12 protein-coding genes are annotated in these 12169 nt (G+C 66.9%); 3 read left to right on the top strand and 9 right to left on the bottom strand.

Annotation, left to right across the window (positions count from 1 at the left end):
- Window positions 1–31 precede the first annotated feature (31 nt).
- Both selD and mnmH read left to right on the top strand, forming a co-directional pair.
- Window positions 32–1066: a selenide, water dikinase SelD gene (selD, locus tag JYG34_RS04630; protein ID WP_213659674.1), complete on the top strand. Its 1035-nt coding sequence runs from the start codon at window positions 32–34 to the stop codon at window positions 1064–1066.
- Window positions 1066–2178, top strand: coding sequence for a tRNA 2-selenouridine(34) synthase MnmH (mnmH, locus tag JYG34_RS04625; protein ID WP_213659673.1), 1113 nt, complete (start codon window positions 1066–1068; stop codon window positions 2176–2178). The genes selD and mnmH overlap by 1 nt, the downstream gene beginning before the upstream one ends.
- 110 nt (window positions 2179–2288) lie before the next feature.
- Here the strand turns inward: mnmH and JYG34_RS04620 are convergent, their stop codons facing one another.
- Window positions 2289–2675 carry a lysozyme inhibitor LprI family protein gene (locus JYG34_RS04620; protein WP_213659672.1) on the bottom strand — a complete coding sequence of 129 codons (387 nt, stop codon included), beginning with the start codon at window positions 2673–2675 and terminating at the stop codon, window positions 2289–2291.
- 163 nt (window positions 2676–2838) lie between these two features.
- On the opposite strand from JYG34_RS04620, the gene JYG34_RS04615 reads away from it, so the two are divergent.
- Window positions 2839–3306: a DMT family transporter gene (locus JYG34_RS04615; RefSeq protein WP_213659671.1), complete on the top strand. Its 468-nt coding sequence runs from the start codon at window positions 2839–2841 to the stop codon at window positions 3304–3306.
- 166 nt (window positions 3307–3472) lie between these two features.
- Here the strand turns inward: JYG34_RS04615 and JYG34_RS04610 are convergent, their stop codons facing one another.
- The 8 genes from JYG34_RS04610 to JYG34_RS04575 form a co-directional block, all read right to left on the bottom strand.
- Complete coding sequence (locus JYG34_RS04610) at window positions 3473–4012, bottom strand: hypothetical protein (RefSeq protein ID WP_213659670.1); 540 nt, start codon at window positions 4010–4012, stop codon at window positions 3473–3475.
- An 88-nt stretch (window positions 4013–4100) separates the two neighbouring features.
- A complete protein-coding gene (locus JYG34_RS04605; RefSeq protein WP_213659669.1) occupies window positions 4101–4640 on the bottom strand; it encodes a hypothetical protein in 540 nt (179 codons plus the stop codon).
- A gap of 51 nt (window positions 4641–4691) precedes the next feature.
- Window positions 4692–5255: a GNAT family N-acetyltransferase gene (locus tag JYG34_RS04600; RefSeq protein WP_213659668.1), complete on the bottom strand. Its 564-nt coding sequence runs from the start codon at window positions 5253–5255 to the stop codon at window positions 4692–4694.
- Between the two features lie 93 nt (window positions 5256–5348).
- On the bottom strand, window positions 5349–6761 hold the full coding sequence (locus JYG34_RS04595; protein ID WP_213659667.1) for a pyridoxal phosphate-dependent decarboxylase family protein: 1413 nt from the start codon (window positions 6759–6761) through the stop codon (window positions 5349–5351).
- A gap of 104 nt (window positions 6762–6865) precedes the next feature.
- Window positions 6866–7690, bottom strand: a complete 825-nt coding sequence (locus JYG34_RS04590; RefSeq protein WP_213659666.1) for an ABC transporter substrate-binding protein — start codon at window positions 7688–7690, stop codon at window positions 6866–6868.
- A complete protein-coding gene (locus JYG34_RS04585; RefSeq protein WP_249746217.1) occupies window positions 7687–9690 on the bottom strand; it encodes a class I tRNA ligase family protein in 2004 nt (667 codons plus the stop codon). Before JYG34_RS04585 ends, JYG34_RS04590 begins: the two co-directional genes overlap by 4 nt.
- A gap of 11 nt (window positions 9691–9701) precedes the next feature.
- Window positions 9702–10772, bottom strand: coding sequence for an NAD(P)/FAD-dependent oxidoreductase (locus JYG34_RS04580; RefSeq protein WP_213659665.1), 1071 nt, complete (start codon window positions 10770–10772; stop codon window positions 9702–9704).
- The gene (locus tag JYG34_RS04575) at window positions 10756–12075 is read right to left on the bottom strand and encodes a lysine N(6)-hydroxylase/L-ornithine N(5)-oxygenase family protein (RefSeq protein ID WP_213659664.1); all 1320 of its coding nucleotides are present in this window, start codon (window positions 12073–12075) and stop codon (window positions 10756–10758) included. The genes JYG34_RS04580 and JYG34_RS04575 overlap by 17 nt, the downstream gene beginning before the upstream one ends.
- Window positions 12076–12169 lie beyond the last annotated feature (94 nt).

The following is a 12169-nucleotide window of genomic DNA, read 5'->3' as shown; positions in this document are numbered from 1 at the left end:
CAATCGCCCATCACGAAAATCCGAGGTGCGTATGAGCGAGCCGATTCGTCTGACACAATACAGCCACGGCGCTGGCTGCGGCTGTAAGATCTCCCCGAAAGTGCTGGATGTGATCCTCGCCGAGAGCGGCACCCAGGCACTCGACCCCAAGCTGTGGGTGGGCAACGCCTCGCGCGACGACGCCGCGGTCTACGCCCTGGATGACGAGCGCGGCGTGGTCTCGACCACCGACTTCTTCATGCCCATCGTCGACGACCCGTACGACTTCGGCCGCATCGCCGCCACCAACGCCATCAGCGATATCTATGCCATGGGCGGCGACCCGCTGATGGCCATCGCCATCCTCGGCTGGCCGGTCAATGTGCTGCCGCCGGAGGTCGCCCGCGAGGTGATCCGTGGCGGCCGCGCCGTATGCGCCGAAGCCGGTATCCCCCTGGCGGGCGGCCACTCCATCGACGCCCCCGAGCCAATCTTCGGCCTAGCCGTGACCGGCGTGGTGAGCAAGCGCCACCTCAAGCGCAACGACACCGCCCGCGTTGGCTGCAAGCTCTACCTGACCAAGCCGCTGGGTATCGGTATCCTCACCACCGCCGAGAAGCAGGCCAAGCTGCGCGAGCAGGACCAGGGCCTGGCCCGCGACTGGATGTGCACCCTCAACACCCCCGGCAGCCGCTTCGGCAAGCTCGACGGCGTGGCGGCCATGACCGATGTCACCGGCTTCGGCCTGCTCGGCCACCTGGTCGAGGTCGCCGAAGGCAGCGGCCTGACCGCGCGCCTGCAGTTCGATGCCGTACCGCGCCTGCCCAGCGTCGACCACTACCTGGCCGAAGGCTGCGTTCCCGGCGGCACCCTGCGCAACTTCGACAGCTACGGCCACAAGATCGGCACGTTGACCGACGACCAGAAGCACCTGCTGTGCGACCCGCAGACCAGCGGTGGCCTGCTGGTGGCGGTCACCCCGGAAGGCGAGGCCGAATTCCTCGCCGTGGCAGAGGAGCTGGGCCTGGCGCTTGCGCCGATCGGCGCGCTGGTCGAGCGACAGAGCCACGCGGTCGAGGTGATCTGATGCGCCCCGACTGCACCGACTTCAACACGCTGTTCCTCGATGACGTGCCCATGATGGACATGCGCGCGCCGATCGAATTCAAAAAGGGCGCCTTCCCCGGTGTCGTCAACCTGCCGCTGATGAACGACCAGGAACGGCAGAAAGTCGGCACCTGCTTCAAGCAGCAGGGCCAGGCGGCCGCCATCGCCCTGGGCCACCAGCTGGTCAACGGCGCGCTCAAGCAGCAGCGCCTGGAAGCCTGGGCGGCCTTCGCCCAGGCCCATCCCGACGGTTACCTCTACTGCTTCCGTGGCGGGCTGCGTTCGCAGATCGTCCAGGGCTGGCTCAAGGATGCCGGCATCCACTACCCGAAGGTGGTCGGTGGCTACAAGGCCATGCGTACGTTCCTGCTGGACACCACGCAACAGGCGGTCGAGCAGTGCGACTTCGTGCTGTTGGGTGGCCTGACCGGTACCGGCAAGACCGACGTGCTGCAGCAACTGGACAACGTGTTGGACCTCGAGGGCCATGCCAACCACCGTGGCTCGAGCTTCGGCAAACGCGCCACCGCGCAACCGGCACAGATCGACTTCGAGAACGGCCTGGCCATCGACATGCTGAAGAAGCGTGCACGGGGGATCGGGCAGTTCGTGCTGGAAGACGAAGGGCGAATCGTCGGTAGCTGCACGGTACCGCTGGGGTTGTACCAGGGGATGCAACGCTATCCGCTGGTGTGGCTGGAAGACACTTTCGACAACCGCGTCGAGCGCATCCTGCGCGACTACGTGACCAACCTGTGCGCCGAATTCGTCGCGGTGCACGGCGATGAGGATGGTCGTCGACTGTTCGCCGAACGCATGCGCCAGAGCATGGCGAATATCTACAAGCGCCTGGGTGGCGAGCGTTTCCAGCGCTTGTCCGAGCTGTTGGGGCAGGCGCTGGACGAGCAGTTGCGCAGTGGCGATGTGAGCCTGCACCGTGGCTGGATCGAGGGGTTGCTCAAGGAGTACTACGACCCGATGTATGCCTACCAGCGCGAGGCCAAGGCGGGGCGGATCGAGTTTGCCGGGGATGGGGTGGAAGTGCGGGAGTACCTCAGGGCCCGTGCACAACGCCAACACCGCTTCGGCTGATACTTGCCCTGTAGGAGCGGCTTCAGCCGCGATGCAGGCAACACGGAGCCTGGTACCCGCTTCGCGGGTAATCGCGGCTGAAGCCGCTCCTACAGAGTGGAGTGCCCCGATCACTGCCCGGGGCTGAGCACCCGCTCCAGCTCCGCCGCCCGATCCTTGCTCATGTCCATCAGGCACATCGCCCCTTCGATGCGGTAAAGGCTGCCGTTGCTGAGCGTGCCGTGGAATGCGCAATTGCCGTCGCGGTACTTCACCCAGGTCCGCTGCACCTCGCGCAGGTCTTTTTGCTGCTGGCCATCGAGCTTGGTCATTAGCTGCTTGTACACCCGGTTGAGCCGATCGTCCTGCAGCTTGGTTTCGGTCTGGATGCAGGCGCCCATGGCCAGGGTGCTGGAGGCCTTGTCCATGCATTGGGTGTAAGCAGATGAATAGTCCTCGGCCTGGGCACCGGCCATGGCCAGCAGGGCAGCGGCGCCGATCAGGTGATGCTTGAACATGACGCTTCCTTATCGCGGGGGAACGCCGCACAGCCTAGCACTGCTGTGCCGCTTCGTTGAGGCACTTCATCCATGACACGAATACAGCCTGTACGGTATTCGAATTTCCATCATGCCGGTGGATAGCCGAGACTCAGGCCAGGTTCTGTTCAGGAGTCATCACATGCCCGCTACCCTGCTTGCCGCCCTACCCTTGCTCGTGGCCCTGCTGGCCGGCGCCGCCGTGCCGTTCCAGGCAGGCAGCAATACCGCGCTTGGGCGCCTGCTGGGGCATCCGCTGTGGGCCGCAGGCGTGTCGCTGCTGGTCAGTCTGTTGATGCTGGTGCCGGCCTTGTTGCTGATGCGCGCGCCCATGCCGCAGGTGCAGCAGCTGGCGAGCGCCCCCTGGTGGGCATGGTTCGGCGGGGTGGCTGGGGTGCTCTACATTACGGCCGCGCTGGTGCTCACGCCGCGCCTGGGGGCGGCGGGGTTCATCGTCTGCGTGATCGCCGGGCAGGTGCTGTCGTCGCTGCTGATCGACCAGTTCGGGCTGATGGGGCTGCCGGAGCGGCCGGTGAACCTGGCGCGCCTGGCGGGGGTGGGGCTGATCGTGGTGGGGATGCTGGTGGTGCAGTGGGGGACGGCGCGCTGAGCCAGCCTCACCGCAAGCACTGTGGGAGCGGTCGGGTGGTGGATGGCACCGGCTTTGCCGGTGTTCGCGGGTAAACCCGCTCCTACAGGGACCGCGATAACCTCAAGAACGGCACCCCACCTGTAGGGGCCGGTGCCGTCAAGGAATGTGCCGCGCCTGGCCGTTGTCACAACGCCCGCGGCTGCTCCGGCGGCGCGATCACCTTGTGCGGCTCGAAACGCAGCGAGGGCATCTGGGTGCCGGCATACAGCGCCGTGCCCAAGGCCGCGATCAGCACCACATCCAGCCAGCGCCAGCCCGGTACGTCGGCGGCCGAACACGCCTTCCAGCACCACCAGGCCTGCCCCGCGCAGAACACCACGAACGCCAGCAACCACAGGTAGAACCCGGCGCCGAACCCGGTCACATCCTGGAACGCATAGCTCTGGTTGTCCGGCAACCGGGTGATGCCAAAGCTGCTGGCCGCCAGGTACAGCGCCAGTAAACCGATGGCGAGCGCCAGCCGACGGAAGCGCCGGTGGGCAAGGATCGCCAGCGCCAGCAGCGGGTTGGCGAACCACTGGTGCAGCCCGAAGGCGATGCCCCAGGGGCCGTACAGCAACATCTGCAACGCCGGCATGTGCCGCCCGGCGCCCAGCAGGGCGCCATCGAAGGCCAGGCTCAGCAGGTACAGGGCCAGGCTGGTGGTCAGGTAGAAAGCGGGCAAGTGAGGCACCTGGTGAAAACGGACAGAGTGCGACCTTATCCCAGCCTGCGCCCTGTATCCAAACCCGATGGCGAGACACGGCGCGCCTTCAACCTGCCTCGGCCTGCTCGATCGCCTCGGCGTGGCTGGTGGGCTGGACGCGCAGGCTCGGCATCTGCGTCCCCGCATAGATCGTCGCCACCAGGGCCACGATCAGCACGCCATCGAACCAGCGCCAGCGCGGTACATCGATTGCCGCGTACACTTTCCGGCACCACCAGGCCTGCCCCAGGCAGAACACCAGGATCGCCAGTGTCCACAGGTAGTAGCCGGCACCAAAGCCGGTCAAAGGCAGGAAGTCATAGCTGCGGTTGTCCGGCACCCGCTCGATGCCAAGGCAACTGAGCGCCAGGCCCAGCGCGATCACCCCGGCGCCGAGCGCCAGCCGGCGAAAACGCCGATGGGCGAGTATCGCCAGCCCCAACAGCGGGTTGGCGAACCACTGGTATTGCCCGAAGGCGATCCCCCAAGGGCCCATGAGGAGGACTTGCAGCGCCGGCATATGCCCGTCGGCGCCCATCAGGATTGCGTCGAAACACAGGCACAGCAAGAACAGCAACAACGTGAACGTCACATGGGAAACAGGCAAAGCGAAGGCTCCATCCAACAGCAAAAAGCGCGTCCATGACGCAATCGGGCATCAGGCCACTGGCGGTTCGAGCAGCAACCCGTAGAGCCCCGAGTCGGACAACTCCCCCGCCACGCACCAGCGCGCGCGCAAGGTGCCTTCGAGGACAAAGCCCTGGCGTTCGAGGGTGCGCGCCGAACCCAGGTTGCGCGGGTCGATCTCCGCCTCCAGGCGACGCAGGTGCAGGGTGTGGGCGAGGTAGTCGATGAAACAGGTCAGGGCCTCGTCCATGTAGCCCCGGCCCTGGGCGGACTTGGCCAGGCAGTAGCCGATCTCGCCACGGCGCGAACCCTCCTCCAGGTTGAACAGCTGGACCATGCCGATCAGCTCGCCGTTGTCGCGGCGGTACATGCCCAGCTTGAGCATCTGGCCGGCGGCATAGGCTTCGCGGTCGGCGGCCAGGGCGCTTTCGGCCTCGGCCAGGGTCTGCCAGGGGGCGTGGTACCAGTAACGCATCACTTCCGGGTCGGCCATGATGGTCAGCCACTGCTGCGCATCGCCATGGCGCATGGGGCGCAGCTGCAGGCGTGGGCTGTCGAGGCACAGGTCGCTGGGGAAACTGCGGGGGTGAGGCACGCCGGGACTCCTGTCCGATTGTGGGGAAGGTGACAGTCTAGCGTCAGCGCCAGGGCGGGCATAGCCGCCCCGGCAAGACTCACCCGCGCGCCCCTACAACCCCGCCAACAAACGGTCGCAGCGCGCCTCGTCGAGGCCGGTGTTCATGATGCACAGCCGCATCACCGTTTCTCCCTGCCAGCGCGTCGACACCACCAGGGCGATCCCATCGCGCAGGCAGCCCTGCGCCCAGGCCTCGTAGTCGGCCGCTTGCCAGCCGCGGCGCTTGAACAGGATCACGCTCAACCCCGATGCCTCGATCAGCTCCAGCCGTGGGTGCCGGGCGATGCGCTGGCGCAAGTTATCGGTCAGCGCCAGGATGCGTTCCAGGGTATGCCGATAGGCGTCGCTGCCATGCACCACCAGCGAGAACCACAACGGCACGCCCCGTGCGCGACGGGAAAGGTGAAACGCATAGTGCATGGGGTTGAACTGCTGCGACTCGTTGATCTGGTCCAGGTAGGACGCCTCCTGGGTGAAGGCCGACATGGCCTGTTGCGGCTGTGCATACAGCAGCGCACAGCAGTCATAGGGCACGAACAGGCCTTTGTGCGGGTCGATGATCAGCGAGTCGGCCAGTTCGATACCCTGGAACTGCGGGCGCACCTGCGGGACACAGAGAAACGCGCCGCCGTAGGCGGCATCGACGTGGAACCAGATACCCTGCCGACGGGCGATGGCACCGACGCCCGGCAGGTCGTCGATCTGCCCGGCGTTGGTCGAGCCGGCCACCGCGACGATCGCCACGACCTGCTCCAGCCGGCCATCGGCGGCCAGTTCACCCAGGGCCTGCTCCAGGCCGGCCGCCGTCATCCGCCCCTGTTCGTCACAGGCCACGCCGACCCGCTCAAGGTCGAGCAGCCCGGCACTGACGTCGATCGAGGCATGGGCCGCCGAGCCCGTCAGCACCAGCCCGCCGCGCCGCCCCGTGCGCTCGCGGTAGCGCTGCCGGGCGGCCGCCAGCGCGGAGAAGTTGCCGGCTGTTCCGCCACTGACGAAACAGCCGCCCGCCTCGCCCGGCAACTGCGCCAGGTCGGCCAGCCAGCGCAAGGCCTGGTTCTCGGCCCAGATCAGCCCGGCGCCCCCCAGCCAGCCGGAGCCGATCATGCCCGTGGCCGACAGCAGCCCATCCATCAGCACGGCGGCCGGGGTCGGCGCAGAACCTATATAGGCGAGATAACCAGGATGGTCAGTGGGCACGCCCTGTTGTGCCAGCAGGCTGCCAAACACATCGAGCGCGGCCGACAGCCCCAGCCCGGCCTCGCTGATGGGATGGCCGACGCGCTGCTCGACGGCACGGCTGATGGCTGGCGCTTCGTCCGGTGCCGACAGCTCGCCACGTGGTCGGCTCAGCGCCTGGCGCAGCGCCTCCAGCATCAGGTCGATATCGCCGCCGGCAAGGTCACCCTCGCCGATGGTGGGCAGTAGCCGTGGCGGGTTCATGGCGATCGGTTTGCGCATTTGCATGTTCAAAGTATCCTGCTTGGGCTCTGTAGGAGCGGCTTCAGCCGCGATACAGGCACCGCGGTGTGTGGCACCCGCCTTGCGGGTGATCGCGGCTGAAGCCGCTCCTACAGAGGCTGGGTCAATTCAATGGGGTATTCACGCCGCACCATGCGGTAGTCGGCATGCCGGTACTGGCGCTGGTCGAAGTCGGGGTGAGCCTCCAGGTAACCGGCCAGGTCGTGACCGCCAGCCCGCGCCGCCTCGACCAGGCGCAGCGCCAGGCCCACGCACTCGCCGAAGTCCGGCGTGGCGTGTGGGCACAACGTCACCACGCCTGAGCCGGCCAGCAGGCTGTCGAACTCGTCGATCAGGCAATCGTCGGGTACCAGGTAGACCGCGCCGGGCTGGGCCCGGCGATGGATCTCCCGCGCCACCGCGACGTGCGAGCCCATCAAGGCGTGGACCACCGGCCCGGTATGCGACACTGCCCTCTCGCCCAACCCTTCGCCAAGCGCCCTGGCCAACCGCTCGCCATAGGCCCCCGGCTGCGCCCAGGGCGGCTCGACTCGCCCGGCATGCCGGGCGAGGTATTCGAGCATCACCGCGATCTGCCGCGTTTCGCTGGCACACAAGCGCCAGGCCCCCACGGCATGGCACAGGTCAGGCGCCGTGGCGGCGGGCAACAGCAGCGGCACGCCGGCCGCCTGGTAGAGGCGCCCGGCCACCCGGGCACATTCGCTGTTGAAGTGGCCGATCACCCCCTCGACGCCGGCATCGAGCAGGTAGCGCGCGGCCACCTCCGCCATGGCCGGGTCGGCACCGTCGTCGGCCCACAGCAGTGGCAAGGTCGTGCCTTCGGCGGCTCGACGCAGCCACTGCCCATAGGCCGCGCGCGCACCGCTCAGCGGCCCGACGATACCGACCGGGCGCGATGACGAGACCTGGCTCATCCCGCCCGCCCTGGCATCAGTTGCGCCAGTGCCTCTGGCGACAGCTTGGGCAGCTCAAGCGTGGCGCCCTGGGCCAGTACATGATTGCCGGCGAAGAACGTGCAGGCCTGGGCTGCGTCGTTGGCCTGCGCCTCGATGTTCAGCACCTCGTTCAGTTGGCGGCTCACCCCCGGCATCAACGGGGCGGTGGCATGGGCCAGCCAGCGTGCGGTGAGCGCCAGCAGCGCCACGGCGGTGCGCGCATGGTTGGACAAGGGTTGCCCGGGCGCCAGCAGGTGTTCCTGCGCCAGGCCGAAGCGCCACGCCCGGTCGATCACCTGGGCCACCTGCTCGGCCATGCGCCGTGGCGAGAAGGTCTGGGTCGCGGCTGCCTGCCGGTAGCCCGCCATCCACTGCATCAGCTCACCGTGGTAGATCTTCTGGTCGCTGAGCCAGGCACCCGACTCAGGCACCTGGCCACCCTGCCGGGCGACATGCTGCTGCAGGCGCTGCACCCAGTGGGTCAGCTTGTCGGCGAACAGGTCGTTGATCCGCTCGCAGACCTGGCCCACGGTGAAGTTGGTCCTCACCCCTTCGGGCCGGGTCAGCATCAATGCCATGCGGGCATAGTCGGCCCCGGCCTCGGTGAGGAAGTCCTTGCCCCAGATCAGGTGCCGGCGGCTGGTGGAGAACTTGCTGCCGTTGAGGTCGAGCAGTTCGTTGACCACATGGTGCCGCGGTGGCGTCAGCCCCAACGCCAGGTACACCGCCGGGAACAGCAGGGTGTGGTAATAGGCATTGTCGAAGCCGTAGCAGTGAACGATGTCCATGGCCCCCGCGTAACGCTGCGCGGCCCTGGCGACACGATCACCTTCGGCGCCCGGCAGTTCGCTGGCGGCCCACAGGTAGCCGAAGGCCATTTCGAACCAGACGTATACCACCTGGTCCTGCATCCCCGGCAGGCGATGGCGAATGCCCCAGTCGCTGCGGTGGCTGATGCAGATATCCGGCAGCCCTTGGCTGAGCATGGTGTGGCACAGCTGGTAGACGTGCGCCGGCATGTTCGCCGTCTGCACATAGCTGGCCAGTTCATCGGCCAACGCGCTCAGGCGGAAGAACAAGCGCGTCTCGATCTTCAGTTGCGGCTGCCGGCCATCCTGCTTGACCCGCGGCTGGGTCAGGTCGACGCACTGGTTCGGCTGGCCACAGGCCTCGCAGGCATTGCCATCGCTGCTCTCGCCGCAATGCGGGCAACCACCGTGGATGAAGGCTTCGTGCAGCGCGTTGCCCTGGTTGTCGACGAACACCGGAGTATCCTTGGCGTAGATCAAACCCTGGTCGTACAGGCGTTGCAGGTAGTGATGGACAAAATCGGCATACTCACCCTGGTTGTCCGGGGTGATGAAAAAGTCCATGTCGATCCCATAGCCCTGCCAGGTCTCGCGGATCGCCTCGGCATAATGGTCGGCGCACTCGCTGGGGCTGAACCCTTCCCGGGCCGCGCAGGTCACCACGTAGGTCTGGTTGTCGTCGCGGCCGCTGCCATAGAACACCTGCGCGCCCGCGCCGGCCAGCACGCGCTTGAGCACGTCGCCGGCAATGTAGGGGCCCGACAGATGCCCCAGGTGCAAGTCGCCATTGGGGGTGGGCGGGGTGGCGAAGATCAGCGTGTCGAGCACCGGCTGCGCTTCGACCGGGTTCACCTCCCCGGCGTCCCAGTACAGCGAGTGGAACTGCAGCGGCTCGCTGGCGCTCAGGTTGCGAATGGTATGGGGCTCGAAACGCTGGCAGTGAACCGCGTCGCCGGCATGCACTTCGAGCACCTCCTGGGCGGTGCGCACCAGGCCATGGCCCGCGGTGAAGACGAACAGCTCGTCCTCGAAATGGTTGTGCGGCTGACTCTCCTGCCCCGGCGCCAGCGTGCAGCCCATCAGGTTGATATTGGTGCCTTCGAGATCAACGGCACGCGAGTCGACGTTGTAGAAGCGCTTGCTTGGCTCGAACATGCTGATTTTTTTCATTGTTCTTGTCTCTATCCTTGAGTGATCACACGGGCAACACGCATGGCGGCGTAAGGCGCCATCTTGAAGCCACCGCCACTGAAGCCCGACGCCACCAGCACACCGCCAGGCAACCCGGGCTGCTCGCCGAGCAGGGCGATGGGCTGAGCGCTGTAGCAGTCGCTGTGGCACAGCGCGCCTTCGGCACTGGCCGTGCGCAGCCAGGGGAAGCGCCGCTCGCCGCGTTCACGGGTCAGTTGCGCATGGGCCGGGCTGGCCGCGGCATAGGCCTGGCTGGCCGGCACTCGCAGGCCGGTGGGGGTGCCCACGTAGAAGCCGCCGGTCAGCGGGCACCAGCGCCCGTTGAGGTCGTTGACGTCATCGATGAAGCACGGCGCGGTGGCCAGCGCGGCAGGCCCTTTGAAGCGGGTGACCTGGATGTGCTGGTTCCACAGGCCGAAGGCATCGCCAAAGTGGCGCGCGAGGAAGTCAGGGGTGCCATTACCCATGGCCAGCACCACATGCCCGGCCTCGAACGCACCACTGGAGGTCTCCACGCCGGCCACCCGGCTGCCGCTGCCATCGACCCGCAAGCCGTGCAGGGTGACCGCGTCCTGGTAGACACCGCCCAGCGCGATACCGGCCCTGACCAGGTACTCCAGGGTCGGCCTGGCGTCCATGTAGCCCGAGCCAGGCTCGAGCAGCGCCAGTTCGGCGTTGATCGGCAAGGCCGGAAAACGCGCGGCCAGCGCCTGGGCATCGAGCAGTTCGGCGCCGATGCCCTCCTCCGCCAGCCAACCGTGCATGCGGTCCAGATCGGGCACTTCGGCGAAGTGCAGATAGCCCGTACGAGCGAACGGCACCCGCCCCTGCGAGGCTGTACTCAGTCGCTGGTAGAAGCGGTAACCCTCGGCCGCCGCCGCCGTGGCTTCGCGCGAGGCGTGGGTGACCCGCACGATGCAACCCGACGCGCCGGTGATGCCGCAGGCCAGTTGTTTCTCGTCGAGCAGCAGGCAGCGCTTGCCCGCCTGGCTCAGCACATGGAAGCAGGTCGCACCGACGATACCTGCGCCCACGATGATCACATCAAACGGCTTTTTCATACTGCCTGTGCCTCAAGCTGGTCTTCAGGTCACCGACGATTTCGCCGGCACGGATGGCCATGTTGGAAATCAGCGTCGCGCTCAGCCCGTGGGAGCCCTCGGCGACACCGGTGGAATACAGCAACGGAGCGGCCTCGCCCTTGAAGGCCAGGCGGTAATGGCGCGACAACTGCGCACCGCCCTCCTCCTTGACCAGCCGCGACGCCAGCGGCGCGCACAGCAGGTCGGCGATGTTGCGCGGGCGGAAGCCCGTGGCGCACACCAGGTAGTCACAGTGGACTTGCCGTGCCTCGCCGCTCAGCTGCCGATCGAACGTCACCTGCAGCCCATTGCCCTGCACCTGCACCTTCTGGAACCGGCTCAGGCGCTCCAGGGTCAGGCGCTGCTGGCCGCTGACCTCGTCGTCGTACCATTGGCGGTAGAGCTTCTCGATCAGCGCCAGGTCGACCGCGGCGTAGTTGGTGGAGGCATGGGTGCGCAGCACGTGCTTGCGCACATGGGCCGGCGCCGCATGGAAGCCATCCACGGCCTCGGCATCGAAGATCTCGTTGACGAACGGGCTGTCGTCGGCGGGGGTGTAGCCGTAACGGGCGTGGATCGCCGTCACCTTCAACGCCGGGTAGGTCTCGAGCAGGTACTCCACCGCCTCGGCGGCGCTCTGCCCGCCACCAACCACCACGCAATGGCCGTCCGCCGGCAAGTCGGCTTCCTGCAGCCGCGCCAGCAGGTGATGCACATGGGTGACGCGCTCACCGGGCTGGACATCGTCCGGCATCTGCGGCTCAAGGCCCAGCGAGTGCACCACGGAACGCGTGAGCATTGAGGTGGTGGTATCGCCCACCTGCATCTCGACCCGGAACAGCGGCGCGCCGTCGTCCGCCACACCGCCGTCGGCGATGCGCAGCACCCGGTGGCCATAGAACACCTGCTCGCTGAACTCGGCCGCGCACCAGCTCAGGTAGTCATGGAACTCCACGCGCCCGGGGAAGAAGTCCTTCTTGTTGCAGAACGCCGCGATGCGGCCCTTGCTGTGCAGGTAGTTGACGAAGGTGAAGTGGCTGCGCGGGTTGCGGAAGCTCACCAGGTCCTTGAGGAACGACACCTGCATGGTGGCGTTCTTGAACAACATGCCTTTGTGCCAGGCAAAGCCTGGGGCGCTGTCGACGAACGCCACCGACAGTTCCGGGGCCAACTCCTGCAGGGCGATGGCCAGCGAGATATTCGACGGGCCGAAGCCAATGCCCACCACGTCATGTACCTTGCGCTCGCAAGGGCTTCTGGACACATCTGTTGCAAAACTCATGTGAACTCCCTTTCTACTGAATTTCAGGCTGAGCGGGGCCACGGGGTCGTCATCGCACGATGACGGCCCCGGGCGGTCCGGTTAGGGTGTTGCA

It is taken from the genome of Pseudomonas entomophila (genome assembly GCF_018417595.1).
In the GTDB taxonomy this organism is placed as follows: Bacteria; Pseudomonadota; Gammaproteobacteria; order Pseudomonadales; family Pseudomonadaceae; genus Aquipseudomonas; species Aquipseudomonas entomophila_C.
This window is presented reverse-complemented; position numbering and strand designations above follow the sequence as displayed.

Excerpts from the sequence above, each read along its gene's own strand:
- selD (WP_213659674.1), top strand. The coding sequence starts at position 32 with ATGAGCGAGCCGATTCGTCTGACACAATACAGCCACGGCGCTGGCTGC.
- mnmH (WP_213659673.1), top strand. The coding sequence starts at position 1,066 with ATGCGCCCCGACTGCACCGACTTCAACACGCTGTTCCTCGATGACGTG.
- JYG34_RS04620 (WP_213659672.1), bottom strand. The coding sequence starts at position 2,675 with ATGTTCAAGCATCACCTGATCGGCGCCGCTGCCCTGCTGGCCATGGCC.
- JYG34_RS04615 (WP_213659671.1), top strand. The coding sequence starts at position 2,839 with ATGCCCGCTACCCTGCTTGCCGCCCTACCCTTGCTCGTGGCCCTGCTG.
- JYG34_RS04595 (WP_213659667.1), bottom strand. The coding sequence starts at position 6,761 with ATGCAAATGCGCAAACCGATCGCCATGAACCCGCCACGGCTACTGCCC.
- JYG34_RS04590 (WP_213659666.1), bottom strand. The coding sequence starts at position 7,690 with ATGAGCCAGGTCTCGTCATCGCGCCCGGTCGGTATCGTCGGGCCGCTG.
- JYG34_RS04585 (WP_249746217.1), bottom strand. The coding sequence starts at position 9,690 with ATGAAAAAAATCAGCATGTTCGAGCCAAGCAAGCGCTTCTACAACGTC.
- JYG34_RS04580 (WP_213659665.1), bottom strand. The coding sequence starts at position 10,772 with ATGAAAAAGCCGTTTGATGTGATCATCGTGGGCGCAGGTATCGTCGGT.
- JYG34_RS04575 (WP_213659664.1), bottom strand. The coding sequence starts at position 12,075 with ATGAGTTTTGCAACAGATGTGTCCAGAAGCCCTTGCGAGCGCAAGGTA.